Genomic DNA, 26,617 nt, shown 5'->3' with positions numbered 1-26,617 from the left:
GAGTGGTAGTTCGGAACATGACTTTTCGACTCCAGAATCCTGGTAGGCGCGATTGGACTCGAACCAACGACCCCCACCATGTCAAGGTGGTGCTCTAACCAACTGAGCTACGCGCCTGCTGAAGTCCCGCATTATAGACACTGCGAAAAATTTGTCAAAGTTTTTTTGCAGTGCCGCGGAACGGGATCATTTCTTGAGGCGGGTCACCACGAAAAGGATCACCACCGCGCCGATGACCGCACCGAGGAAACCCGCGCCCTCGCCGGCGTGATAGATGCCGAGCGCCTGGCCGCCGTAGGTGGCGACCAGCGAGCCGGCGATGCCGAGCAGCGAGGTCATGATGATCCCGAGGCCGTCCTTGCCGGGGTGCAGCAGGCGCGCGACGAAGCCGACGATCAGGCCGATGAGGATGGTTCCGATGATGCCCATGATGCTCTCCGTAAGAGGATGGGGGATGGAGCCGGCGCCGCGCCGCTCAGCCTTGCGGCCAGGCGGCGAGGAACTGCTTCCAGTGCGGTGCGTCGATGCGGCCGAGCGCCTCGCGCACCGTCTCCACCTCCGCCGCCCACGCGGCGGCGTCGAGATGCCCGCGCATGCGCTCGAAGCGCAGGTAGACGAGGTAGGTGTTGACGACGTCGGTCTCGCAGTAGTCGCGGATCTCGGCGATCCGGCCCTCCTGCCAGGCCTGCCAGACCGCCGAACCGTCCATGCCGAGCTTGCCGGGATAGCCCATGAGCTTGGCGAGGTCGTCGAGCGGTGCGCTCGCGCGCGGCTGGTAGAGCGCGAGCAAGTCCATCAGATCCAGATGACGACTATGGTAGCGGCTGATGTAGTTGTTCCACTTGAAGTCGCGCGAGTCGTGGTAGTCGCCCTCGCCCTGGTCCCAGTAGCGCGGTGCTGCAACGCCGTGCAGCATGCCGCGGTAGTGCAGCACCGGCAGGTCGAAGCCGCCGCCGTTCCACGACACGATCTGCGGCGAGTAGCGCTCGATGCCGTCGAAGAAGCGCTGGATGATCTCGCCCTCGCCGCTCTCGGGCTCGGAGAGCGAGAACACCCGGAAATGCTGCGCGTCGCGCAGCACGCAGGAGATCGCCACCACGCGCTGCAGATGGTGCGGCAGGAAGTCGTTGCCGTGGCTGGCGCGGCGCTGCTGGAACGCCCACTCCGCGACCTCGTAGTCGGACAGGCCCGCGGGCAGGTTCTCGATCGCGCGGATGCCGGCGACGTCGGGAACGGTTTCGATGTCGAAGACGAGGACCGGCATCATTTCCTCGACCACGCAGCGCCCTGCTGCACCCACCAGCCCGGCTGCGCGCGCTCGAGCCAACGCTGCGCGAAGGTGCGGCGCACCTCGGCCTCCCACTCGGGGTGACCGTTGGCGCGCGCGATCTCGCGGTAGAGCGCGGCACGGTCGGCATTTTCGGCGGCAACCGCGGCGTTGGCCTGGGCGCGCTGCGCGAGCGGCACCGCCGCGGCGTCGCGCAGGCTCACGGTACCGTCTGCGGCGATGCCCACCGCACCCGACGCATACAGCGGCGCGAGCTGCGCGTGGCGCTGCTGCATCGTCTTGCGCAGCGCGGAGATCGCCGGGGTGTCGATCTCGAGGTTGCCCTGCGCATGCACCGGGAAGGCGAGCGCGAGGCCGACGAACAGGGCCGCCAGGCGGCCCGCCCAGGAGCCGGACGGCATCGAAGCGGATTTCATTTCGCGTCTCCCGCAGCCGGCGGCGTGGCAGGCGCGCTGCCCGCACCCTCGCGCAGCTGCCAGACCTCGTCGATGATCCGGTCGGCGGCCTTCTCGGCCGCCGCGGCCGGGAAATAGATGTTGATCGTGACGCAGGCCGCGGTGCTCGCAACCAGCGCAGCCGCGAACAGCCAGCGCGCAACAGGGTTCATGCCGTCCTCGCGGGATATGCAGATTCAATCGATCGTGGGAGAGACGCCCTCGGCCACCACGCGCTGCAGGCGGGCCACCAGTTCGTTCCAATCGACGCGCCGATTGTAGCCGATGACGTCGAGTGCCGGGACGCCTCCGCCACGCACGATGGTGAAGCCGCCATCGGCGCGCGCGGCGCCGTCCGGCGCCGCATCCAGCCCGTCCATCTCGCATACGCCCTTGGCAAGCCGGCAGCGCAGGCCGAGCTCGCGATAGCCGAAAGTCTCGAACAGGCGCAGCACGCTGCGCTGCACCGCCGCGAGCGCGCCCCCGCCGCCGAGCGCGCCGAGGTTCTGCACCGCGCGCTGGCTGATGCGGCGGCGCTCGTCGCCGGCGATGCTGGCGATGCGGGCGTCGAAGGCCGTGGGCCGCCAGCTCGACAGCTCCAGGCCGCGCACATCGGCGTCGATATGACCGGTGATGCTGCCGAAGCTGAAGGCCTCGGTAAGCTGGGCGAGATCGATGTGGCGCGCCTCGATCTCGCCCGTCAGGTGCGAAGCGACGCCGAAGGGTTCGTGCACGCGCAGTCCGCTCGCCTGCACCCACCCGCCAAAGACGGACACCGCGAGCGTGCCGTCGAGCACGAGCTCGCCCGGACGCAGGTGCAAGCCCGGCAACGCGGCCGACATCACCCCCGCCATGCGCGGCAGACCGAGCGCCTCGGTGAGCAAGGGCATCGACACCGGCTCGAGGACCGCGCCAGCGCTCCCCTCCCAGCCTGCGACGGACCAGCCGAGGGCGAGATCCCGGAGCACCAGCGCACCGTCGAGCAAGGGGATGCGCGCGCCCGGCAGGCGCAGCCCGGCGGGCCCGAGCACCGCGTCGAGCGCGAAGGCCCCGAGCGCGAGCTTCTCCCAGCGCCCTCCGCCAACCTGCAGGGCGGCCTCGCCCCGGCCGCGCGAGGACCAGCGCACGCGCCCATCCACGGGGCCGAAGGCGAGCACCTCGGCGCGCGCCTCCTCCGCTACGCCGCCTGCGGCGATTCCCTCGCCCTGCGGCGACGCGAGACCGAAGCCCGCCCCATGCAGTTCCACGTCGACCGTCTCCAGCCGATCCCGGCGCAATTCGGCACGCAGGTCCGCCCGCCCCTCGAGGCGCAACCGCTGCGCACTCGCCGGCGCCAGCAGCGGCGCCAGCCAGCGCGGGCCGATGCGGACGAGATCGACATCGGTCAGCTCGACCGCAAGGGTGTCCAGCGTGCCGCCGAAGGTGTCGAACACGCCGCGCGCGGAGGCGGCAGCAACCCCATCGAGCGCCAGCTCGCCGCGCTCGAGCACGATCCGGCGGCCGTCGAAGCGCCCGTGCGCGCGCAGCCGCGGGCCGGCCTCGAAGAGCAGCGGATGCACATAGGCCGCGCCCGCGTCCCAGTCGAGCTGCGCCGCCCAGGACCACGCCGCGCCCGTCCCACGTGCATCGAGCGTGAAACCGGCCTCCACGCCCTCGGCTGCACGCAGACCGTCGCCACTCCCGAAGCCGCCGCCCGCGATCCGGCCGCGCAGGGTTGCGGATGCGTCGCCCACACCCGCGGGCCGGTAATCGAGCTCGGCATCGAGCACGCCGACGGCCTCGAGCTCGCGCAGGCGCGCGGCGAGCTCGGCGAGCCAGGGCTCCAGCAGGGCCGCGGTCGCCGCAGGGCGGATCCGGTGCAGACGGGCGCGCAAGCTGCCATCCGCTTGAATGGCAGCCTCGATGCGGCCGCCTTCGGCCAGGCGCAGCACGATCCGCGCCGGCCCGGGGCCGAGCGTCGCCTCGATGTCGGCCTCGAAGGGCAATCTCCGCCCGCGCAGCTCCAACCGTGCCGCGCTGCACCCGAGCACGCCGTCGTCGAGATGCAGGCGACCGCAACGCAGCGAGAGCGCGCGCCACTCGCGCGCACCGACCCGCAGGCGGCCGACCGCGATCTCCCCGCTTTGCGCATGCGCGTCGAAGCGCACGCTCAGCTCCTCCGCAGCAAGGCCGGGACGGGTGATCTCGGCGATCTGGAGGGCGAGCACCCGAAACACCGTTGCGCCCGCAAGCGGAACGGCGGTCGCCAGCATCAGCAGCAAGAGGGCGCAGGACGCCACGCGCAAGCCGCGACCGCGGCGGGACGACTCCCGTTCGGCACCTGCAGCCTCCACGCGACGCGATCGCCGCGTCACCCGCGGCCCGGCCAGCCGAAGGCGCTCAGGCCGGGAACACACCCGTCGACAGGTAACGGTCGCCGCGGTCGCAGACGATGGAGACAATCACCGCGTTCTCGACCTGAGCGGCGATGCGCAGCGCGACATGCATCGCGCCACCCGAGGAGATGCCCGCGAAGATGCCCTCCTCGCGCGCGAGCCGGCGGGTCATCTCCTCGGCGTCAGCCTGGCTGACGCGCTCGAAGCGATCGACCCGCGGGCGCTCGAAAATCTTCGGCAAGTACGCTTCGGGCCACTTGCGGATGCCGGGGATGGACGAGCCCTCCTCCGGCTCGCAGCCGACGATGCAGATGTCGGGATTGCGCTCCTTGAGGAAGCGCGAGGTGCCCATGATGGTGCCGGTGGTGCCCATCGAGCTGACAAAGTGGGTGATGCGGCCGCCAGTCTGCTCCCACAGCTCGGGGCCGGTACCCTCGTAGTGCGCCACCGGGTTGTCCGGGTTGGCGAACTGGTCGAGGATGATGCCGCGGCCCTCGTCGCGCATCTTCTCGGCGATGTCGCGCGCCATCTCCATGCCGCCCGAACTCGGCACCAACACGAGCTCGGCGCCGAACGCGCGCATGGTCTGACGGCGCTCGACGCTCTGGTTCTCCGGCATCACCAGGATCATGCGGTAGCCGCGGATCGCCGCGGCCATCGCGAGCGCGATCCCGGTGTTGCCGCTGGTGGCCTCGATCAGGGTGTCGCCCGGCTTGATCTGGCCGCGCGCCTCGGCGCGCATCACCATCGACAGCGCCGGGCGATCCTTGACCGAGCCGGCCGGGTTGTTGCCCTCGAGCTTGGCGAGGATCACGTTGTTGCGGCCGGCGTCGATGCGCTTGAGGCGCACCAGCGGCGTGCGGCCGACGTAGTCTTCCAGCGTCCTGAATTCCATTTCTACCCTGTGGAGTGGGGTTCTTCGGGAGGGTTCGTCGGGAGGTGGACTCCCGACCGGCCCGCCGGGTTCGCCGCGCTTCAGGGCGTCAGGTCGAACTCTTCGGTGCGCCGCGGTGGATAGGTCTCCCAGCCGCCGCAGGCCGGGCAGCGCCAGTGGAACTGGCGCGCCTTGAAGCCGCAGGTGTTGCAGCGATAGCGTGCGACGCGTCGGGTGTGACCGTGGATGAGCTGCTTGATGAGGTCGATGTCGGCGCGCTGCTCGGCCGGCGCGTTGAGCGCCGCCGCCTCGAGCAGCTTGTCGAGCCCGAGCAGCGTGGGGTTGCGGCGCAGCTCCTCGCGCACCATCTCGTAGGCCGCCTTGGGCCCCTCGCGCTCGAGCTCCCAGTGGAAGAGCTCGTCGAGCAGGTCGAGCGAGGCGTGCCCGGCGAGCCAGGCGCGCAACAGCTGGTGCCCCTGAGCCACGCGACCGAGGCGCCCGCAGGCGTCCATGACGCGCTCGGCGACGAGGGCGAGGTAATTGGGGTCCTGGTTTTCGATGCGCTGCCAGGCTTCCAGCGCTTCCTCGTCACGGCCCTGGGCGGCATGCAGGTCGCCGAGCAGCAGGCTCGCGCGCACGCAGCGGCGATTGACCTCGAAGGCACGATCGAGATGGCCCCGCGCCTCGTCGTGGCGCGAGTTCGCCAGTGCCGTGGCAGCGAGCTCGCAATGGAAGTTGGCGACCTCGGTGTGCCACATCACGCCTTCATGGCCAGGCAGCGCCTCGGCGACCTCGATCGCCTTGGCCCAGTCCTTCTCCTGCTGGTAGATCTCGAGCAGATAGCGCAGCGCGACATCGTTGGCGCGCGTGCCGCGCAGGCGCAGAAAGGCAGCCTCCGCGCGGTCCAGCAGGCCGGCCTTGAGAAAATCCTGGCCAAGCTCGCCGAGCGCCTGCAGGCGATGCTCGTCACTGATGTCCTCGCGGTCGACGAGCAGCTGGTGGATGCGGATCGCGCGGTCGGTCTCGCCGCGACGGCGAAAAAGGCTGCCGAGCGCGAAGTGCAGCTCGACGGTCTGCGGGTCGATGCGCACCGCCTCGACGAAGGCGTCGATCGCCTTGTCGGGCTGCTCGTTGAGCAGGAAATTGAGCCCGCTCAGGTAGGAGCGCGGAAGCGCGCGCGACTCCTGCACCACCTGGCGGATGTCGATGCGCGCGGCCAGCCAGCCGAGCGCAAAGAACAGCGGCAGCGCGAGCAGCCACCAGTATTCGATTTCCATCGGGGATCAGGGCATCGGCAAGCGGGACTCTGCCGCGGCGAGCGCGGTCTCGGTCGAGGCCTTCTCGCGCTCGACGAGCTCGACCTGGCGGCGCAGGCGCGAGATCTCGCGGCGCTGGCGCATCATCGAGGCAAGCGTCGCGGTGACGCCGATCAGGGCACCGGCGGCGAAGGTGACCAGGATCACGAACACCAGCGGAAGTTGCCACTGGATGCCGAAAAAGAAGTTCAGCGTGACCAGATGGTCGTTCTTGATCGCGAAGCCGAACAAGAGGAAGAACAGCAGCAGGCGGATGATCCAGATGATTGCACGCATGACCGGCATGATTCCCGAACGATGAACAAAAAGAAGGCGACCGCAGTCGCCCTCCATTATTGCCTGTAAACCGATCGCCGCGCGGTCAACTTCCGCCGAGATCCACCCTTTCGCGCAATTCCTTGCCCGCCTTGAAATGCGGGACGTATTTTTCCGGCACCAGCACCTTCTCGCCGGACTTGGGATTGCGCCCGGTACGGGGCGGACGGTAGTTCAGCGCAAAGCTGCCAAACCCGCGGATCTCGATGCGATCACCGCGCGCGAGCGCGTCGGTCATCGCATCGAGAATCATCTTGACCGCGTAATCGGCGTCCTTTGCGACCAGCTGGGGAAAACGCTCCGCCAGCTGGGCGATCAGCTCCGATTTGGTCATGATCGGACAGATTACTGCTTCTGCTCGTTCAGCTTGGCCTTGAGCAGGGCACCCAGGTTGGTGGTACCGGCGGAAGCGGAGCTCTCGGAAGCCAGCTTGCTCATGGCTTCGGACTGCTCGACCTGGTCCTTGGCACGAATCGACAGGCTGATCGAGCGGGTCTTGCGATCCACGTTGATCACCAGCGCCTCGACCTCATCCCCTTCCTTGAACATGGTGGTGAGGTCGTCGACACGGTGCGGAGCGGCCTCGGACGCGCGCAGGTAGCCTTCGACGTCGTCACCCAGCGAGATCACCGCGCCACGGGCCTCGACCGACTTCACGGTGCCGCGCACGAGGCTGTTCTTCTCGTGGGTGGCGATGAAGTTGGTGTAGGGGTCGCCCTCGAGCTGCTTGATGCCGAGCGAGATGCGCTCGCGCTCGACGTCGATCGCCAGCACCACGGCCTCGACCTCGTCGCCCTTCTTGAAGCGGCGCACGGCATCCTCGCCCGACTCGCTCCACGACAGGTCGGACAGGTGCACCAGGCCGTCGATGCCGCCTTCCAGGCCGATGAACACGCCGAAGTCGGTGATCGACTTGATCTGGCCACGGACCTTGTCGCCCTTCTTGTGGTTGATGGCGAAATCGTCCCACGGGTTGGACATGCACTGCTTCATGCCCAGCGAGATGCGGCGACGGTCTTCGTCGATCTCGAGGATCATGACCTCGACCTCGTCGCCCAGCTGCACGACCTTGGTCGGGTGGATGTTCTTGTTGGTCCAGTCCATCTCGGACACGTGGACCAGGCCCTCGATGCCCTGCTCGACCTCGACGAAGGCGCCGTAGTCGGTGATGTTGGTGACCTTGCCGAACAGGCGGGTGCCCTGCGGGTAGCGGCGCGAGATGCCCACCCACGGGTCTTCGCCGAGCTGCTTGAGGCCGAGCGAGACGCGGTTCTTTTCCTGGTCGAACTTGAGCACCTTGGCTTCGATCTCGTCGCCGACCGACAGCACTTCGGACGGGTGACGGACGCGACGCCAGGCCAGGTCGGTGATGTGCAGCAGGCCGTCGATGCCGCCGAGGTCCACGAACGCACCGTAGTCGGTGATGTTCTTGACCACGCCCTTGATGACGGTGCCTTCCTTGAGGTTGGCGAGCAGCTTCTCGCGCTCTTCGCCCATCGACTCTTCCAGCACGGCGCGACGCGAGACCACGACGTTGTTGCGCTTGCGGTCGAGCTTGATGACCTTGAACTCGTATTCCTTGCCTTCGTACGGCGTGGTGTCCTTGACCGGACGCATGTCGACCAGCGAGCCCGGCAGGAAGGCGCGGATGCTGTTGGTCATGACGGTCAGGCCACCCTTGACGCGGCCGGTGATGACGCCCTTGACCAGGGTGCCTTCGTTGAGCGCCTTCTCGAGGTCGTTCCAGGCGGCGATGCGCTTGGCCTTGTCGCGCGACAGGCGGGTCTCGCCGTAGCCGTCTTCGAGGGCGTCGATGGCGACGTGGACGAAGTCGCCGATGTTGGCTTCGAGTTCGCCGCGGTCGTTGCGGAACTCCTCGATGGGCACGTAGCTTTCGGACTTCAGGCCGGCGTTGACGACGACGAAGTTCTGGTCGATGCGCACGACTTCGGCGGTGATGACTTCACCGGCGCGCATTTCCTGGAGGGCGAGGCTTTCCTCGAAGAGGGCGGCAAAGCTTTCTTCGAAGGCAGGGGTGGCGTTGGACATAAAAGGTGGATTCCGGCACCGCCGTGGGACGGCAAACATGGCTGGTTCAAGAAAAAACGCGCCGGAGCCCACGCTCCCGCGCGATTGCGTTCAACCGGACGACTTGCCCCCCCGCCCGACGAGATCGAGAACGAAGGCGACGGCCTCGTCGACGTCCCGTTGAGTGGTGTCGAGCAGGGCCGCATCCGGCAGCTTCACGAGTGGCGCCACAGGCCGGGCGGCATCGCGCGCATCCCGTTCCTGAAGGTCTTTCAGAAGACTTTCCATGTTAGCAGCCAAACCCTTTTCGATCAACTGCTTATGGCGGCGTTCGGCGCGCGCCTCGGCCGAGGCGGTGAGGAAGACCTTGAGCCCTGCATCGGGGAAGATCACCGAGCCCATGTCGCGGCCTTCGGCCACCAGGCCGGGGGCCGCGCGGTAGTCGCGCTGGCGGTCGAGCAGGGCCGCACGCACCGCCGGCAGCACGGCGACCTTCGAGGCGCCGACCGAGCAGGCCTCGGAGCGGATCTCGTCGGTGACGTCGCGGTCCGCGCCCTCTCCCAACAGCACCCGCCCGCCCTCGAAGCGCGCCGGCAGACCCGCGGCGAGCGCGGCCACGCCGGCCTCGTCGTCGAAGGCCACTCCCGCGCGCATCGCGGCCAGCGCCACCAGGCGGTAGAGCGAGCCGCTGTCGAGGTAGTGCCAGCCCAGCGTCTCGGCGACGCGCGCCGCCACCGTGCCCTTGCCCGAGGCCGAGGGACCATCGATGGCCAGCACCGGCACCGGCCGCGCCACCTGCGCAAAGGCCTCGAAATAGCCGGGGAAGGTCTTGTTCACGCACTTCGGGTCGTTGATGCGCACGCGGCAGCCCCCCAGGCTCGCCAGCGAGAAGCACATCGCCATGCGGTGGTCGTCGTAGGTGTCGATCGCCGCCGGCTGCAGGCGCGGCGGGCGCTGCACCACCAGGTAGTCGGCGCCCTCCTCCACCTCGGCGCCGAGCTTGCGCAGCTCGGTCGCCATCGCGGCGATGCGGTCGGTCTCCTTGACCCGCCAGCTCGCGATGTTGCGCAGCCGGCACGGCCCGTCGGCGAACAGCGCCGCCACCGCCAGCGTCATCGCCGCGTCGGGGATGTGGTTGAGGTCGAGGTCGAAGGCCTTCAGCACGCCGCCGGCGGGCGCCGCGGCCTCGATCCAGTTGTCGCCCAGGGTGATGCGCGCGCCGAGTTGCTCCAGCGCCTCGGCGAAGCGCACGTCGCCCTGGATGCTGGTCCGCCCCACGCCTTCCACCCGCACCGGCCCACCACCGATCGCCCCGGCGGCGAGGAAATAGGATGCCGAAGAGGCGTCGCCCTCGACGAACACCGTGCCCGGGCTGCGGTAGCGCGCGCCGCCCGGCACCACGAAGCGCTCCCAGCCCTGCTGCCCGACCTGCACGCCGAAGCGCGCCATCAGCTCGAGGGTGATGCGGATGTAGGGCTTGGAGATGAGCTCGCCCACCACCTCGATCGTGGTCTCCACTCCGGTCAGCGGCAGCGCCATCAGCAGCGCGGTGAGGAACTGGCTGGAGACATCGCCACGCACGCGCACCACGCCACCGGGACGGATCGTGGCGGGCTTGAGATGCAGCGGAGGGTAGCCCTCGTTGGCGGTGCAGGTGATGTCGGCGCCGAGCTGGCGCAGCGCGTCGACGAGGTCGCCGATCGGGCGCTCGTGCATGCGCGGTACGCCCGACAGGCGGTACTCGCCGCCCGACAGCGCGAGCGCCGCGGTGAGCGGCCGGAAGGCGGTGCCGGCGTTGCCGAGGAAGAGATCGCCGGTCTTGACCGGGAAGGGGCCGCCGACGCCGCATACACGGTAGTTCAGGCTGTCGCCCTCGCGCCGCCAGTCCACGCCGAGTGCGCGCAGGGCCTCGAGCATGCGTTCGACGTCGTCCGACAGCAGCAGGTCGCGAATGTCGGTCTCGCCCTCGGCGAGCGCGGCCAGCAGCAGCACGCGGTTGGAGATGCTCTTCGAGCCGGGCAGGCGGACGCTGCCGGCGGCGCCCAGCATCGGGGGCAGATCGAGAAATTCCATCATGACCTCAGAAAACGGGGCCGTCCCCGCGAAACAGGAAAAAGCGCAGGCTCACTCGGCGGTACGGATCGGCAGCCCCTCGGCCCAGGCGTTGCGCGCGTGCCGGGCGCGCTCGAACACCGCCTCCAGGCCGTCGCCATCGCCCTCGACCAGCATCATGCGCAAGCGCGCGAGCTCGCCGAGGTAGGCATCGAGTTCCTCGAGCAGCGCGACCCGGTTGGCGACGCAGATGTCGCGCCACATCTCGGGATGACTGCCGGCGATGCGGGTGAAGTCGCGGAAACCGCTCGCCGCATGCGAGAACAGCAGCGGCGCGTTGCTGCGCCCGGCGAGGTCGTCGACCAGGCCGAAGGCGAGCAGGTGCGGCAGGTGGCTCACCGCGGCGAACACGCGGTCGTGCTCCTGCGGTGTCATGCCGACCACGTTGGCGCCGCAGGCCTCCCACGCGTCGCGCACCTTCTGGACGGCCTCGGGGCGACTCTCGGGCAGCGGCGTCAGCACCACCTTGCGGCCCATGTAGAGCTCGGCGAAGGCAGCCTCGACCCCGCTCTTCTCGGCGCCGGCGATCGGGTGCGCCGGCACCACGTCGGCGAGCGCGCCACCCAGATGGGTGCGCAACGCGGCGACCACGTCGCGTTTGGTGCTGCCGGCGTCGGTGACGATGGTGCCCGGGCGCAGGTGCGGCGCCATCGCGGCGAGGATCGCGTCGGTCTGCCCCACCGGCGCGGCGAGCAGCACCAGGTCGGCGCCGTCGAGCGCATCCGCCCAGCCCTCGGCGATCTCGTCGATCACGCCGAGCGCGCACGCGCGCTCGAGCACTTCGCGCCGGCGGCCGATGCCGACGATGCGCTCGACCGCGCCCGCGCGCCGCAGCGCGAGCGCGAAGGAGCCGCCGATCAGCCCGACCCCGCAGACGACCAGCTTGCCGATGTGCGCCATCGTCCGCCCCCTGCTCAGGCGAGCGCCTGGCGCAGCGCCTCGATGAAGCGCGCGTTTTCCTCGGGCAGACCGATCGACACGCGCAGCCAGTGCGGCATGCCGTAGGCGGCGATCGGACGCACGATCACGCCCTGGCGCAGCAGCGCCTGGTTCACCCCGATCGCGTCGCCCACCTTGAAGGTGACGAAGTTGCCGGCCGAGGGGATCCATTCGAGGCCGAGTTCGCGGAAGGCGGCGACGAGCTGCGTCATGCCGCGGCGGTTGAGCTCGGCGCTGCGGGCGAGGAATTCGTCGTCGCCGAGCGCCGCCTCGGCCGCGGCGAGCGCTACCGAGGACACGTTGAAGGGCTGGCGCACCCGGTTCATCAGGTCGGCCACCTCGGGGTGGGCGATGCCGTAGCCCACGCGCAGGCCTGCCAGGCCGTAGGCCTTGGAGAAGGTGCGCGACACCAGCAGGTTGGGGAAGCGCGCCAGCCAGGCGATCGAGTCGTAGCGCTGCTCGGGGGCGAGGTATTCGGTGTAGGCCTCGTCGAGCACCACCAGCACGTGGCGCGGGACCTTGGCGAGGAAGGCCTCGAGCTCGGCGCCCGGGACGAAGGTGCCGGTGGGGTTGTTCGGGTTGGCGATGAAGACGACGCGGGTCTGCGGCTCGATCGCCGCCGCCATGGCGTCGAGGTCGTGGCCGAAGTTCTTCGCCGCCACCTCGATGCCGCGCGCGCCGCGCGCGTTGGTGGCGAGCGGATAGACCGCGAAGGCGTGACGCGAATACACCGCCGACAGCCCCGGCGCGAGGAAGGCCTGCGAGGCCAGCTCGAGGATGTCGTTCGAGCCGTTGCCGATCACGAGCTGCTCGGGCTTGACGCCGAAGCGTTCGCACAAGGCCTTCTTGAGCGCGAACGCGCCGCCGTCCGGATAGCGCGAGACCTCGCCGATCGCGGCGATCGCGGCATCGCGCGCGCGCGCGCTCATGCCGAGCGGGTTCTCGTTGGAGGCGAGCTTGACGATGCTCTCCTCGGGGATTCCCATCTCGCGGGCGAGCTCCGAGATCGGCTTGCCCGGCTGGTAGGCCATGATCGCGCGGATGTAGTCGGGGGCAAGACTGGCAATGCTCATGGGTCGTCTCCTGCTGCGGCCCGCACTCCCCGCGCGGGCCTGGTGTGCAATCGGGGCCGCGCTCAGATCGCCGCGACCGGATAGGAACCGATGATCTTCACGAAGGCGGCGCGCTCGTCGAGCTCGCGCAGCGCGGCCGCCACCTCGGGGTCTTCGCGGTGGCCGTTGATGTCGGCGTAGAACACGTACTCCCACAGCCCGGAGCGCGCCGGGCGCGACTGCAGCTTGGTCATGTCCACGCCGTGGCGGGCCATCGGCTCGAGCAGGCTGTGGATCGCCCCCGGCCGGTTGGGCGCGGAGAACACCAGCGAGGTGCGGTCCTTGCCCGAGGGCCCGGCGTCGTGGTCGGCGATCACCAGGAAGCGCGTCGTGTTGTTGGGATCGTCCTCGATGTTGGGCGCGAGGATGTTGAGCCCGTAGAGCTGCGCCGCGGCGTCGCCGGCGATGGCGCAGGACTCGGGATCCTCGGAGGCCATGCGCGCGGCCTCGGCGTTGCTCGCCACCGGGATGCGCGGCAGGTGCGGGAGGTTGCGGTTGAGCCACTCGTGGCACTGCGCCAGCGACTGCGCGTGCGAGTAGATGCGGCGGGCGGCGCCGATGCCCTCGGCGCGCGACATCAGCTGCTGGTGGATGCGCAGGCGCACCTCGCCGCACACCTTGAGCGGGTTGGCCAGCAGCAGGTCGAGCGTGCCGCCGACCGCGCCCTCGGTGGAGTTCTCCACCGGCACCACGCCGTAGTCGGCATTGCCGGCTTCCACCGCGCGGAAGACGTCGTCGATCGCCGCCATTGGCAGGAAGTTGGGCGCGGAGCCGAAATGCTTGCGGCTGGCGCTCTCGGAGAAGGTGCCGGCGGGGCCGAGGTAGGCCACGCGCAGCGGCTGCTCCAGCCCGAGGCAGGCCGACATCACCTCGCGGAAGATGGTCTTCACCGCATCGGAAGACAGCGGGCCGGGGTTGAGCTCGGCCAGCCGGCGCAGCACCTGCGCCTCGCGCTCGGGGCGGTAATACATCACCCCGCGCTTGATCTCGCCCACGCGCTGCGCGCAGCGCGCGCGCTCGGCGAGGCGGGCGAGGATTTCCTCGTCGATGCGGTCGATCTCGTTGCGCAGTTTCAGCAGTTCGTCGCTCATGCTCGGCCCGTGGCCCCTCCGGCTTGCGTCCTGATGTTGTCCCGTGTTTCCGTCCCGCCGTGCCCTGCCCCGCGCGGCCTCAGCCGCGGCGGGCGGCGAAGTCGCGCATGAAGTCGACCAGCGCCTGCACGCCCGCGAGCGGCATCGCGTTGTAGATCGACGCGCGCATGCCGCCGACCGACTTGTGGCCCTTCAGCTGCACCAGCCCCGCCGCCTTGGCCTCGGCGAGGAAGGCGTCGTTCAAGGCCTCGTCCTTGAGGAAGAAGGGCACGTTCATGCGCGAACGGCAAGCCGGGTCGATGCGATTCTCGTAGAAATCGCTGGCGTCGAGAAAGTCGTACAGCAGCTTCGCCTTGGCGACGTTCTGCGCCTCGATCGCCGCCACCCCGCCCTGGCGCTTGAGCCACTGGAAGACCAGCCCGGCGATGTAGATGCCGTAGGTGGGCGGCGTGTTGTACATCGAGCCGTTGTCGGCCACGGTCTTGAAGTCGAAGGCGGTGGGGCAGTGCGGCATCGCGCGCCCGAGCAGGTCCTCGCGCACGATCACGATGGTGAGACCCGCCGGGCCGATGTTCTTCTGCGCGCCGCCGAAGATGAGGCCGTACTTCGAGACGTCGATCACACGCGACAGGATGTGCGAGGACATGTCGGCCACCACCGGCACCTCGCCGCGGCCGATCTGCGCGAGGTCGGGCTCGAAGGGGTACTCGAGGCCGCCGATGGTCTCGTTGGTGCAGGTGAACACGTAGGCCGGATCGGCTGACAGCTTCCACTCCGCCATCGCCGGCACGGTGGTGAAGCCGCCCGCCTCGGACGAGGCGGCGATGTTCACCTCGGCGTACTTGCGCGCTTCCTTCTGCGACTTCTGCGACCACGAACCGGTGACCACATAGTCGGCCACGCGCCTGTCGCCCATCAGGTTCATCGGGATGATCGCGTTCTCGGCGATGGCCCCGCCCTGCATGAAGAGGACGCGGTAGCCGGCCGGCACCGCGAGCAGCTCGCGCAGGTCGGCCTCGGCCTGGGCGGCGATCGCGGTGAATTCCTTGCCGCGATGGCTCATCTCCATGACGCCCATGCCGCTGCCGTGCCAGTCGAGCATCTCGTCGGCGGCCTGGCGCAGCACCTCTTCGGGCAGCACCGCGGGACCGGCGCTGAAGTTCCACACGCGACTCATCAGGCCTCTCCTTCCTCGTCCGCAGCGGGGGCCTCGCCCTCGCCCGGCGCGGCTTGTGCGCCGCCTTCGGCCTCGCCGCCCTCGGCGCCCTCGCCGCTGGCACGCATGCTCTCGTCCGACTCGGACTCGGCCACCTTCTCGATGCTGGCGAGGAAGGTGCCCTCGTCCAGGTTGATCAGGGTCACGCCCTGGGTCGAGCGGCCCATCTCGCGGATGCTCTCGACGCTGGTGCGGATCAGCACGCCGCCGGTGGAGATCAGCATCACCTCGTCGCTCGGCTCGACCAGCACCGCGCCCACCAGCCTGCCGTTGCGGTCGCTGGTCTGGATCGCGATCATGCCCTTGGTGCCGCGGCCGTGGCGGGTGTATTCCGCCACCGGGGTGCGCTTGCCGTAGCCGTTCTCGGTCGCGGTCAGCACCGACTGCGACTCGTCCTTGGCCACCAGCATCGCGATCACCGCCTGACCGTCCTCCAGCGTCATGCCGCGCACGCCGCGCGCGTCGCGCCCCATCGGGCGCACGTCGGTCTCGGCGAAGCGCACCGCCTTGCCGGCGTCGGAGAACAGCATCACGTCGCACTGGCCGTCGGTGATCGCCACCCCGATCAGGTGGTCGCCGTCGTCCAGGTTGACCGCGATGATGCCGGCCTTGCGCGGATTGGAGAACGCGGTGAGCGCGGTCTTCTTGACCGTGCCTTCCGAGGTCGCCATGAACACGAAGTGCTCCTCGTCGAACTCCTTGATCGGCAGCACCGCGGTGATCTTCTCGCCTTCCACCAGCGGGAAGAGGTTCACGATCGGCTTGCCGCGCGAGTTGCGCGTGCCCTCCGGGACCTCGTACACCTTGAGCCAGTAGCAGCGCCCGCGGTTGGAGAAGCACAGCACCGTGTCGTGAGTGTTGGCGACGAAGAGGTGGTCGATGAAGTCCTCGTCCTTCATCGAGGTCGCCTGCTTGCCGCGGCCACCGCGGCGCTGGGCGCGGTAGTCGGCGAGCGGCTGGCGCTTGAAGTAGCCGGTGTGCGACAGGGTCACGACCATGTCTTCCGGCGTGATCAGGTCCTCGATGTTGATCTCGGCGGTGTTCATCACCAGCTCGGAGCGGCGCGGATCGCCGAACTGGTTGCGGATCGCGCCGAGCTCCTCGACGATGATCGCGGTGATGCGCTCGGGGCGGGCGAGGATGTCGAGCAGGTCGGTGATGACGTCCATGACCTCGCGGTATTCGCCGACGATCTTGTCCTGCTCCAGCCCGGTCAGACGCTGCAGGCGCAATTCGAGGATGGCCTGGGCCTGGGCTTCGGACAGGCGGTAACCCTGCGCCTGCAGCCCGTACTGCGGATCCAGCCCTTCCGGCCGGTAGCTGTCGGCCAGGGCGCGCGCCAGCATCTCCTCGACCAGCGCCGAGCGCCACTCGCGCGCCATCAGCTCGCGCTTGGCATCGGCCGGCGTGGGCGCGGCCTTGATCAGCGCGATGATCTCATCGACGTTGGACAGCGCCACCGCCAGGCCTTCGAGGATGTGGCCACGATCGCGCGCCTTGCGCAGCTCGAAGATGGTGCGGCGGGTGACGACCTCGCGGCGGTGCTCGAGGAAGCACACCAGCATCTGCTTGAGGTTGAGTAGGCGCGGCTTGCCGTCGACCAGCGCCACCATGTTCATGCCGAAGCTGTCCTGCAGCTGGGTGTGCTTGAACAGCTTGTTCAGCACCACCTCGGGCATCTCGCCGCGCTTGAGCTCGATCACCAGGCGCATGCCCGACTTGTCCGACTCGTCGCGGATCTCGCTGATGCCCTCGATCTTCTTCTCGTTGACCAGCTCGGCCATGCGCTCCTGCAGGGTGCGCTTGTTCACCTGGTAGGGCAGCTCGTCGACGATGATGGCCTGGCGATCGGTCTTGCCGATCGGCTCGAAGTGCGTGCGCGCGCGCATGATCACGCGGCCGCGGCCGGTGCGGTAGCCCTCGCGCACGCCGGCCAGGCCGTAGATCAGGCCGGCGGTGGGGAAGTCGGGCGCCTGCACGATGTCGATCAGGGCCTCGATGTCGGTGTCGGGCTCGGCGAGCAGCTTCAGGCAGGCGTCGACGATCTCGCCCAGGTTGTGCGGCGGGATGTTGGTCGCCATGCCCACCGCGATGCCGGCCGAGCCGTTGATCAGCAGGTTGGGGATGCGCGCGGGCAGGACCAGCGGCTCCTTCTCCGAGCCGTCGTAGTTCGGCCCGAAGTCCACCGTCTCCTTGTCGATGTCGGCCAGCAGCTCATGGCCGATGCGCGCCATGCGGATCTCGGTGTATCGCATTGCCGCCGCGTTGTCGCCGTCGACCGAGCCGAAGTTGCCCTGGCCATCGACCAGCATGTAGCGCAGCGAGAAGTCCTGCGCCATGCGCACGATGGTGTCGTACACCGCGGTGTCGCCGTGCGGGTGGTACTTGCCGATGACGTCGCCGACGATACGCGCCGACTTCTTGTAGGCGCGGTTCCAGTCGTTGGACAGTTCGTGCATCGCGAACAGCACGCGCCGATGCACCGGCTTGAGGCCGTCGCGCGCATCGGGGAGCGCCCGCCCCACGATCACGCTCATCGCGTAATCGAGGTAGGAGTGGCGCATCTCCTCTTCGAGGCTGATCGGCAGGGTTTCCTTGGCGAACTGGGTCATGCTGGGAGCGGACGGGCCGCGTTTACCAAAACGTGCGATGTTAGCACGCGACACCCACTCTCAGCCTTGCCGCCTCTGCCGTCACGGCCCTTCCCTGCGCCGGCCAACCGCCGGGCGTGGATTGCGGAAATGCGCTCGCACTTCGAGCGCTCGATATTTGCTTGCCCGCGCCCCCGGGCCTCGGCAATGATTCAAACATCATTCCCGCGCCGACTCGCATCGGGTACGAAACCGGTCCTCCCGCCATGAACCGTGCCGAACGCATCTTCCGTCTCCATCGCTGCCTCAAGTCCCGGCAGCCGCCCTCGCTCGCCCGCCTGATGGACGAGCTCGACGCCTCGCGCGCCACGATCAACCGCGACATCGAATACATGCGCCTGCACATGGGCGCGCCCATCACCTACGACCGCGACACCAACGGCTACCGCTACGCCTCCGACACACCCGAGTTCGAGCTGCCCGGCCTGTGGTTCAACCAATCCGAACTCCACGCGCTGCTCGCCTGCGAGCAACTGCTGGAAGAGGTGCAGCCCGGCCTGCTCTCGCCGTACATCGGCCCATTGCGCGCGCGCATCCGCAGACTGCTCGAGCAAGGCGGCACCTCCGCCGCAGCCGTCACCACGCGCGTGCTCCTGCGCAGCGTCGCGCGGCGCGACGTCGACCCCGAGCGCTTCGGTATCGTGGCAGCCGCCGCACTGGGCCAGCAGCAACTCCGCATCGACTACATCGGCCGCGCACACGAGCGCAGCACCACCCGCACGGTCCACCCCCAGCGCCTGGTGCGCTACCGCGACAACTGGTACCTGCTCGCCTGGTGCGAGCGCGCCGCCGATCTGCGCATCTTCTCGCTGGATCGCATCACCTCCGCCCGGCAGTTGGACGTGCAGGCGAAGGATGTTCCCGCTGCAGAACTGGACCGCCAGCTCGGCGCCAGCTTCGGCATCTTCGCCGGCTCCGCCCGCGCATGGGCGGTGCTGCGCTTCACCGCCCACGCCGCGCGCTGGGTCGAGGCAGAAACCTGGCACCCCGATCAGATCGGCCAGTGGCAAGGCGACGCCTACGAACTGCAGGTACCGTACTCCGACGCGCGCGAGCTGTTGATGGACATCCTCAAGTACGGCCCGGAAGTGGAAGTCGTCGCCCCGGAAGAGCTGCGCAGCGAAATCGCCCGGCGCCTCAATAGCGCGGCGGCACGCTACCGACCGGCGGAAGCCCCGGCCGCAGGCTCACTCCCTGAGTCACCGGCGGGCGAATAATGCCGAGGACAACTCGTATCGGAGGCCCGTGATGCTCAAGTACCGCTGCTTCATTGCACGTCTGGGCAAGATCGCTGCGCTCACCAGTCGTCCCCCCTCACTTGCAGCGACAGTCATCTGCCGGTTTCCACCCCGCTCAGATCCGCTCAAGCACAGATGCAGTTGCATGAGCCAACATCCAGCGAAGAGCATTTCAGCATGCTTGCATAACGTACCGATGGAGATAGCACTCGCATGAGTGAATACCACACCTTCGCGCACACCATCTCGGGCGGTTTGTCCCCTCATCTCTGGCAGGTCGAACTCGGTTCAGCAAGCGAATGCAGCAACCGCCTGATCCGCGTTCCCACTGGCTTTGGCAAGACGCTCGGTGTTCTTGCTGCATGGACATGGAATCGCATCCGGCAGGGTGAAGACCATTGGCCCCGGCGCCTAGTCTGGTGCTTGCCGATGCGTGTGCTGGTCGAACAGACCGCACACGAAGCCCAGCAAGTACTGGAAACAATGGGTGTGCTGTGGGACGGCAAATCGGACCATGCCGGAAAGGTCGGCGTGCATCTGCTGATGGGCGGTGCGAACGGAGGCGAATGGCATCTGTACCCGGAAGAATGTGCGGTGCTCATCGGCACGCAGGACATGCTTCTCTCCCGCGCCATGAACCGCGGCTACGGTTCGCCACGGGCGCGATGGCCGATGGAGTTCGGCCTGCTCAACCACGATGCATTGTGGGTGCTAGACGAAGTGCAGTTGATGGACGTCGGGCTGGCCACTGCCGGCCAGCTGCAGGCATTCCGGGAACAGGACGACGACAGGCGGCGGCGCCCCTGCGTGACTTGGTGGATGAGCGCCACCCTCCAACGCGGCTGGCTGGAAAAAAGTCCCGACACTGCCGAACTGGCAGCCAGCCTGCCCCTGCTTTCGATCAGCGAACAGCGCCGTCGCGGTTCCCTGTGGGAGGGCGTGAGCAAACCCTGCCAGGTAGTAACTGCCGCAATGGGCAAAGAGTTTGCGCAACGCATCTCCGAAGCCCATCTCGCGGCTGGCAGGGGAATGGCCGGCCCTACCCTGGTGGTAGTCAACCGTGTCGAGCGTGCCGTCGAACTGTACGCGCAGTTGCAGAAGGACAAATCACTGGGCGGCACGGATATCCGCCTAATCCACAGCCGCTTCCGTCCCCACGAACGCCGGGAATGGGGCCCAGCGTTCCTTAACCGGAAAGCCTGCGCTCCCGGCACCGATCGCATCATCGTCGCCACTCAGGTGGTGGAAGCTGGTGTCGACATTTCCGCATCCGTCCTGTTCACCGACCTCGCGCCATGGCCCAGCCTGGTACAGCGTTTCGGCCGCTGCGCGCGCTGGGGCGGCCAGGCACAGGTCCATGTCGTCGACTTCGCGCCTAAAGACGATAAGGCCGCCGCTCCGTACTCGAAGGAGGAACTGGATGCGGCCCGTGATGCGCTGAAAAGGCTCGACGACGTGGCACCAATCCACCTCGAAGCCTTCGAGGAGCGACATCCCGAACTGTTGCCGCGACTCTATCCCTTCGACCCGAAGAACCTGTTGCTGCGCCACGAGATGGACGAGCTGTTCGACACCATGCCCGACCTCACCGGCACCGACATCGACGTCAGCCGCTTTATCCGGTCAGGCGAAGAACGCGATCTGTCGGTGTTCTGGGTAGACATCGCCAAGGATGGCACACCCGACGCCATGCTGCGGCCCGCGCGCGAGGCGCTTTGTTCCGTCCCTTTCCTCAAGGCGCGCGACTGGCTCTGCGGCAAGGAAACCTCCAGCACCAAGGCTCCCCGGCTCAAGCAGGGCATGCGCGCCTGGACCTGGGACTGGCTGGAAGGGGTATGGCGCGTCGCCGAACGGCGTGACCTCTACCCCGGCCAGACCGTGCTGGTGGCCGCACAATGCGGTGGCTACGATCCGGAAACGGGCTGGGCGCCGGAAAACAGGCAGGCATGCGCGTTGCCGTCACCGCAGACACCGGGACAGGAGGAACTCGCCGATGCCAGCCAGGACGACGAATCGCTCAGCGCTTATCCATGGAAGACCATTGCCACCCACGGAAGCGAAACCGGCGCCTTGGCGCGCACAATCGCATCGGCACTCGACCGGGAATTGGCCGAGCTGTTCGACTTGGCTGGCCGCTGGCACGACGCGGGCAAAGTATTCCCGGCGTTTGGCGGTTCCATTCGCAAGGATTTTCCTGGTCGCCCACCATGCGACGATCTTGCCAAAGCGCCACCACAAGCATGGCACACCGGGCGGGCGTTGTATCCCATGCCAGATGGCAGTCACCGTCCTGGTTTCCGCCACGAACTGATCTCCGTTCTGGCCCTCTTTTCGGTACTGCAACGCCACGAGCCTGACCACCCTGCGCTCCTTGGCCCTTGGCGAGAACTCTTGCGACAGATAGGCGTGACCGCCACGGAACGAACCGCACCCGAAGGCCCGCCAAGCCCGCTGGAACAGGAAATCCTCGCGCTCGACGCCCACCACTTCGACCTGCTCGCCTACGTGGTGTGCAGCCATCACGGCAAGCTGCGCCTGGCCTGGCACGCAGCCCCCGCAGATCAGAAGATGAATAAACCCAGGGCACGGCTGCGCGGTGTGGAGGAAGGCGACGAAGTGCCCGCCATCCGGCTGTGCGACGCCAATGGAGCACCGCATCACCTGCCCGGTTTCACCGTCTCGCTAAGCCTTGCCGAAGCAGGACTTGGCAAGGCGTTTGGCGCAGGCTGGACCGAGCGCGTGCTGGGCCTGTTGCACCGGCACGGCCCCTTTGCGCTCGCCTGGATGGAAGCCTTGCTACGCGCGGCGGACCAGCGTTCCTCACGGGACGGTGAGCGGATTGCAGACCCGTTGCTGGAAACCGAAGCCCGGAGTTTTCATGCAGGCACGGAGGCAATTCCATGATCGTGCACAAACTGAACGGCTGCGCCCCCACCCCGCTCGCGCACTACCTCAAGGCACTGGGCGTCCTGCGATTGGTAGCCGAACAAGCCGACCCCGAGGCGCGCGGCTGGTGGGAAGGAGAACGCTTTCTGCTGGCGACACATCTCGATGAAGATGATTTGCTCGGATTTTTCCTCGAACGGTATGAGCCAACTCCGTTGGTGGCACCGTGGAATGGAGGCACAGGTTTCTACCCGAAGGACAAAAAGGCCGGTAAAGCGGTCAGTGCCATCCTAGACACCAAGACACTACGTTTTGCGGAGTATCGGCGTGCAATCCAGGATGCCAAGAAGACGGTGACTGGACGCAAAGAGGCACCGGAGAAGAAGGAGAAGGAAACACTCATCGCCGAATGCAGGCGTACATGGCGGGGAGGACACAGCCGTGCCCTCTCCGCGGCCATAGTGCTCAGCGAAGACGGCAAACCCTCTTATCCTTCGCTGTTCGGCACTGGACTGAATGACGGACGGCTGGATTTTTCCAGTAATTTCATGGGTCGGCTGCTGCACCTTTTCCCAAACGATGGTACAGCCGTAGCTACAACACTGCCGCTACTCATGGAGGCCTTGACGGGCTCTCCCACGTTGGGAATGCAGGCGAAAGCCGCCATTGGCCAGTTCCACCCCGGCAACGCAGGTGGAAACAATGCTTCCACCGCCACCGATGCTGACCCGCTTAGCAACGCTTGGGACTTCGTTTTTATGCTCGAAGGTGCGGTGTTATTCAACGCCCACGCCACCCGCCGTTTCGGCACCACGACCACTTCGCGCGCAGCCGCACCCTTTGCCGTCGCCGGGCACGGCGCCGGTTACGCCAGTGCCGCAGACAGCGACGAAAGCGCCCGTGGCGAGCAGTGGATGCCGCTGTGGCCGCAGCCCACCACCCTTTCCGAATTGCAACGGCTGCTAGGCGAAGGACGTGCCCAGATCGGCGCGAAGCCGGTCCATGAACCGCTCGACATGGCCCGTGCCGTGGCAGGCCTCGGTACGGCACGCGGTATCACGGCCTTTCAACGCTACGGCTACATCGAGCGCAACGGCCAGGCCAATCTCGCCGTACCACTTGGACGCTTCCGCGTCCCCGACCACGTTTCACCGCGTCTGGCCTGCCTGGACGACCTCGAAGCCTGGCTCGTGCGGCTGCGCCGCTTGGCCCGCGACAAGGGCGCGACCGGACGTCTGAAAGTCGCGGAACGGCAACTGGCCGATGCGCTGTTCGCAGTCGTGCAGCACCCCGACGAGTCGGCACACTGGCAGACGGTCGTCACGGCGCTGGCAAACGTCGAGACGGTACTGCTGAGCAGCGGCAACGTGCGCTGCGGTCCAATCCCGCCCTTGCGCCCGGAGTGGGTGAGCGTTGCCGACGACGCCTCCGCCGAATGGCGCCTGGCGGTCGCGTTCGCCTTGCAGGCGGCGGGTTTTCGCCGGAACGACAGAGCACCCATCGACCCGGTGCGCCGTCATTGGGTTGCGTCAAAGAATCAAGAAACCGCCGTCGTCATGCAGGGGCGTCGGGGCGTCGACGATGCCGTCGCCCTGGTACGGCGGCGTCTCATCGAGGCCACCCAAACCGGCTTGCGCCGCTTGCCGCTGATGCCGGCCCGACAGGCGGCGACACGCCTCGCCGACCTGGCCGCACTCACCGCAGGTGAAGTCGATCTCGACCACACCCTGTCCTGCGCCCGCGTATTGATGGCTGTGAAAGGGCGTGAATGGGCTCAACGACCGCAAACCACCCAAAACCCTGTGATGGTGCGCTGGCCGGACGAGGGCTGGCAGGCAATCCGCCTCGCCATGCTGCCCTGGCCTCTGCCCGACGGACGCAGCGTAGGCACCGACCCCGCCATTCTGCGCCGTCTAGAAAGCGGCGATGCCGCCACGGCCATCGAGCTGGCTCTACGCCGCCTGCGCGCCGCCGGCGTATCCGCCACGATCCGCGCCGGCACCGTAGCACCCGAAACCGCTCGCCTCTGGGCCGCGGCGCTGGCTTTTCCCGTCGGCCGGGAAACAGCCGGAAAGCTTGTCCAGCGCCTCGACCCACAATCCAGCACCGCATGAACCGAAGGAGAAAGCACCCATGAGTATCGACCTCACCAAACTCGACAATACCCACCGCCTGCTGTTTGCCATTCCGCTGAGTCCTTTGCAAGGCCAGCGCTTTCAGCCCACAGGCTTTCCCAGCCTGGGCGCTGCCACCTTCCAGACCGCCGATGGCCAGGGCCTACTGGTTGAGAGCGCGCAAAGCATGGCCAACCGGCTTGAAATGACGGTATGGGACGAAGTGAGCCAGGATATCAATTCAGCATTATCGAGTCTGTCCCACGTCAGGGTGCTCCGCCATGGGAAATTCCTGACCGATACGGTACTGGAAGCACACCGCGTGAATAGCCCGTATCTCCTCGAAGGAAAGGACAAGACCTTCTTCACTGCACTGAAGGCGGATCTAGGCGGTCTTGACGAAGGACCGATCGACCGACGCAAGCTGGCTGAAGTCTTGTTGAAATACGACATCGGTGCATTACTGCACGGCGTCTTTCTAGCCAAGAAAGAATTGGCAGGAGGTCGCTTGCGCGTTGCGCGGGCACTATCTGCCTTCATCGAAGCCGATGGTGTTCGCGTTGCAGCATCAGGCGGTGTGAAGAACGACCACGTCAATCCTTCGGGAGAAACCAAGAGCGGATTCGGCAACGTTCCCTTCGCCCGCGACGAATTCACCGCCGATAGGATCACCCTCTATGCCAATCTCGATCTGGCGCAGATTCGCGGCTACGGCCTTGGCACGGACGTGGAACGACTGCTGATTCTGCTGGCGCTCTACAAGCTGCGTGCGCTGGTCGATGGAGGCTTGCGCCTGCGCACCGCATGCGACCTTGAAGTGGTCACGGACGACATCCAGGCCACCCGCCCAACGGGTTTTGCTCTCCCCGCCTTGGGCGCGTTAACCGACGCGCTCAGGCCAGCCATCGACGCCTGCAAGACGCGCATGAGCGTAACCGAAGTCAGCTTCGACGAAGAATTGAAGAAGGGTAAGGAGGACACGTCAGAGCGGCCCGAAGACGACGAGGACGCAATGGAGGCATGAGCATGCCGACTCTGATCTTCCGCTTCCCTGCCGGGCGCTATCACGCCACGCCGTGGGGACACCATGTCAACGAGGGGCTGATCGAGTGGCCGCCCTCGCCCTGGCGCCTGCTGCGCACACTGTTGGCGACCGGTTACGCCATGCTCCATTGGCCGACTGCGGGGCCTCCACCAGAAGCCCGCTCTCTGGTCGAAAAACTGGCATCGGTGTTGCCGTACTACCGCTTACCCAAGGCCACCGGCACCCACAGCCGCCACTACATGCCAATGGCCCGATTCAAAAACGGACGCGAAGAAACCAGCCTGGTATTCGATACGTGGGCACGCGTTTCCGGCGAGCTTGCGGTCAGCTGGCAGGTCGAACTAACGGCACAGGAGCATGAATTACTCGAACGACTGGCCGAACGTATCGGCTATCTCGGGCGCTCCGAAAGCTGGGTCGTCGCGCACCTTGCCACCGACGCGCGCCCATTCCCCGCTGGCGAAGCTTGCTGGCCTGAAGGCAATGGTGAAGCATCGCCTGGCCCCGGCTGGGAACAGATATCCGTGCTTGTCCCAGAGCCAGCCGACACGTATGCGGCATGGCGGGAGCGGGCCGTCGCACGGACCCTTGAAAGTCTGGAGCACACACCGCCAGGCAGGACGCCCACTGCGAAGATGAAAAAGGAGCAGGAGAAGGCGATCCGCCCCTACCCGCCGGATCTGATCGCCTGCCTGCAAATGCAGACCAACGAACTCCAAGCTTGCGGCTGGAGCCAGCCACCGGGCAGCCGCCGCGTTCTCTATTGGCGCAGGACAGACGCCCTGGAGGTCGGTGCGCCAAGGCACCGCCACGTGCCCACAACTCCGGCCGTCGAGGCAATGCTGCTTTCCATGACGACGCAAGGCGGCAACGAGCATGCGCTGCCTCCGGTAACACGCACATTGGCCCAGGCCGAGCATCTACACCGGCAACTGGTGGGTAGCCTGAAAGGGCGCCATCACCCGGCACTGACCGGCTGTGACGAACAACGTCGGCCCTTGTGCGAACCACACCGCCATGCTCACCTACTGCCCATCGATCTGAATGGGGACGGGCATCTCGACCACATCCTGATCTGGGTACCGATGGGCCTGGATGGCGAAGCCCAGTCGACCATCCGCCGCCTGCGCAGCACTTTCGCCAAGGGCGTGATGGGGCCTTTGCACCTTGCAGTGGCCGCTTCGGCACGCGAGATTGTCGATTTGACGGCGCTGGCGGGAATAACCGGCGAACGGATCAGACGCCACATCGGCAAGAGCAGGGAGTGGATCAGCGCCACCCCGTTCGTGGCGCCCCGACACATCAAGAAGCACGGAAGCAACACGCTCGAAGGGCAGATCCATGCCGAGTTGGCATCGCGCGGAATGCCCTCGGCAACGACCATCGAGTTGCTCGATCCGCACGAGACCGAGCTTGCACGGCGGCAGCGCCATTTCATCCGCAGCCGCCGTTTCGGCCCCGCCCCGCCGATCGATCATGGCTTCACACTAAGGCTCGTATTCGATGCGGAAGTCCAAGGCCCCATCAGCTTGGGGTATGGCAGCCATTTCGGCCTCGGCCTGTTTGCGACCCTTTGAATCACC

General features: G+C 67.3%; 21 protein-coding genes and 1 tRNA gene. 5 read left to right on the top strand and 17 right to left on the bottom strand.

The genetic code is table 11. The features are described from left to right. Positions 1–40: 40 nt before the first annotated feature. The 17 genes from C665_RS02205 to gyrA form a co-directional block, all read right to left on the bottom strand. A tRNA-Val gene (locus tag C665_RS02205) sits at positions 41–117 on the bottom strand. Between the two features lie 69 nt (positions 118–186). Beyond that, positions 187–429, bottom strand: a complete 243-nt coding sequence (locus tag C665_RS02200) for a GlsB/YeaQ/YmgE family stress response membrane protein (protein ID WP_004299079.1) — start codon at positions 427–429, stop codon at positions 187–189. A gap of 46 nt (positions 430–475) precedes the next feature. Then, a complete protein-coding gene (locus tag C665_RS02195) occupies positions 476–1,267 on the bottom strand; it encodes a 3'-5' exonuclease (protein WP_004299077.1) in 792 nt (263 codons plus the stop codon). Further along, a complete protein-coding gene (locus C665_RS02190; RefSeq protein ID WP_004299072.1) occupies positions 1,264–1,704 on the bottom strand; it encodes a DUF1318 domain-containing protein in 441 nt (146 codons plus the stop codon). The genes C665_RS02195 and C665_RS02190 overlap by 4 nt, the downstream gene beginning before the upstream one ends. Continuing rightward, on the bottom strand, positions 1,701–1,895 hold the full coding sequence (locus tag C665_RS02185) for a hypothetical protein (protein ID WP_004299068.1): 195 nt from the start codon (positions 1,893–1,895) through the stop codon (positions 1,701–1,703). The genes C665_RS02190 and C665_RS02185 overlap by 4 nt, the downstream gene beginning before the upstream one ends. Positions 1,896–1,919: 24 nt before the next feature. After that, positions 1,920–4,001: a translocation/assembly module TamB domain-containing protein gene (locus tag C665_RS02180; RefSeq protein WP_144312175.1), complete on the bottom strand. Its 2,082-nt coding sequence runs from the start codon at positions 3,999–4,001 to the stop codon at positions 1,920–1,922. Between the two features lie 100 nt (positions 4,002–4,101). Continuing rightward, positions 4,102–4,992 carry a cysteine synthase CysM gene (gene cysM / locus C665_RS02175; RefSeq protein ID WP_004299063.1) on the bottom strand — a complete coding sequence of 297 codons (891 nt, stop codon included), beginning with the start codon at positions 4,990–4,992 and terminating at the stop codon, positions 4,102–4,104. Positions 4,993–5,072: 80 nt separating this feature from the next. Beyond that, positions 5,073–6,248: a lipopolysaccharide assembly protein LapB gene (lapB, locus tag C665_RS02170; protein ID WP_004299059.1), complete on the bottom strand. Its 1,176-nt coding sequence runs from the start codon at positions 6,246–6,248 to the stop codon at positions 5,073–5,075. A 6-nt stretch (positions 6,249–6,254) separates the two neighbouring features. Then, the gene (locus C665_RS02165; protein WP_004299057.1) at positions 6,255–6,572 is read right to left on the bottom strand and encodes a LapA family protein; all 318 of its coding nucleotides are present in this window, start codon (positions 6,570–6,572) and stop codon (positions 6,255–6,257) included. 76 nt (positions 6,573–6,648) lie between these two features. After that, the gene (locus tag C665_RS02160) at positions 6,649–6,936 is read right to left on the bottom strand and encodes an integration host factor subunit beta (protein WP_004299053.1); all 288 of its coding nucleotides are present in this window, start codon (positions 6,934–6,936) and stop codon (positions 6,649–6,651) included. Positions 6,937–6,947: 11 nt separating this feature from the next. Next, a complete protein-coding gene (rpsA, locus tag C665_RS02155; RefSeq protein WP_004299050.1) occupies positions 6,948–8,651 on the bottom strand; it encodes a 30S ribosomal protein S1 in 1,704 nt (567 codons plus the stop codon). Between the two features lie 90 nt (positions 8,652–8,741). After that, on the bottom strand, positions 8,742–10,703 hold the full coding sequence (locus C665_RS02150) for a bifunctional 3-phosphoshikimate 1-carboxyvinyltransferase/cytidylate kinase (RefSeq protein ID WP_040828306.1): 1,962 nt from the start codon (positions 10,701–10,703) through the stop codon (positions 8,742–8,744). Positions 10,704–10,754: 51 nt separating this feature from the next. Next, positions 10,755–11,642 carry a prephenate dehydrogenase gene (locus C665_RS02145; RefSeq protein WP_004299043.1) on the bottom strand — a complete coding sequence of 296 codons (888 nt, stop codon included), beginning with the start codon at positions 11,640–11,642 and terminating at the stop codon, positions 10,755–10,757. A 14-nt stretch (positions 11,643–11,656) separates the two neighbouring features. After that, the gene (gene hisC, locus C665_RS02140; RefSeq protein WP_004299041.1) at positions 11,657–12,754 is read right to left on the bottom strand and encodes a histidinol-phosphate transaminase; all 1,098 of its coding nucleotides are present in this window, start codon (positions 12,752–12,754) and stop codon (positions 11,657–11,659) included. A gap of 62 nt (positions 12,755–12,816) precedes the next feature. Continuing rightward, on the bottom strand, positions 12,817–13,884 hold the full coding sequence (pheA, locus tag C665_RS02135; protein ID WP_004299037.1) for a prephenate dehydratase: 1,068 nt from the start codon (positions 13,882–13,884) through the stop codon (positions 12,817–12,819). A gap of 79 nt (positions 13,885–13,963) precedes the next feature. Continuing rightward, a complete protein-coding gene (gene serC, locus C665_RS02130) occupies positions 13,964–15,061 on the bottom strand; it encodes a 3-phosphoserine/phosphohydroxythreonine transaminase (RefSeq protein WP_004299033.1) in 1,098 nt (365 codons plus the stop codon). Next, the gene (gene gyrA, locus C665_RS02125; protein WP_004299030.1) at positions 15,061–17,712 is read right to left on the bottom strand and encodes a DNA gyrase subunit A; all 2,652 of its coding nucleotides are present in this window, start codon (positions 17,710–17,712) and stop codon (positions 15,061–15,063) included. Before gyrA ends, serC begins: the two co-directional genes overlap by 1 nt. Before the next feature lie 245 nt (positions 17,713–17,957). Between gyrA and C665_RS02120 the strand changes: the two genes are divergently transcribed. From C665_RS02120 to csb2, 5 genes are all read left to right on the top strand, one after another. Continuing rightward, complete coding sequence (locus tag C665_RS02120) at positions 17,958–18,968, top strand: helix-turn-helix transcriptional regulator (protein WP_004299026.1); 1,011 nt, start codon at positions 17,958–17,960, stop codon at positions 18,966–18,968. Between the two features lie 234 nt (positions 18,969–19,202). Continuing rightward, entirely contained in the window at positions 19,203–21,893 is a 2,691-nt protein-coding gene (cas3g, locus tag C665_RS02115) for a type I-G CRISPR-associated helicase/endonuclease Cas3g (RefSeq protein ID WP_083854665.1), read from the top strand. Further along, the gene (gene cas8g1, locus C665_RS19965) at positions 21,890–23,989 is read left to right on the top strand and encodes a type I-G CRISPR-associated protein Cas8g1/Csx17 (RefSeq protein ID WP_083854664.1); all 2,100 of its coding nucleotides are present in this window, start codon (positions 21,890–21,892) and stop codon (positions 23,987–23,989) included. Before cas3g ends, cas8g1 begins: the two co-directional genes overlap by 4 nt. 19 nt (positions 23,990–24,008) lie before the next feature. Beyond that, complete coding sequence (cas7g, locus tag C665_RS02105; RefSeq protein WP_004299018.1) at positions 24,009–25,013, top strand: type I-G CRISPR-associated RAMP protein Csb1/Cas7g; 1,005 nt, start codon at positions 24,009–24,011, stop codon at positions 25,011–25,013. Between the two features lie 2 nt (positions 25,014–25,015). After that, positions 25,016–26,611, top strand: coding sequence for a type I-G CRISPR-associated protein Csb2 (csb2, locus tag C665_RS19960; RefSeq protein WP_157277002.1), 1,596 nt, complete (start codon positions 25,016–25,018; stop codon positions 26,609–26,611). The last annotated feature ends 6 nt before the right edge of the window (positions 26,612–26,617 follow it).

The sequence above is a fragment of the Thauera aminoaromatica S2 genome (assembly GCF_000310185.1).
Classification (GTDB): Bacteria; Pseudomonadota; Gammaproteobacteria; order Burkholderiales; family Rhodocyclaceae; genus Thauera; species Thauera aminoaromatica.
This window is presented reverse-complemented; position numbering and strand designations above follow the sequence as displayed.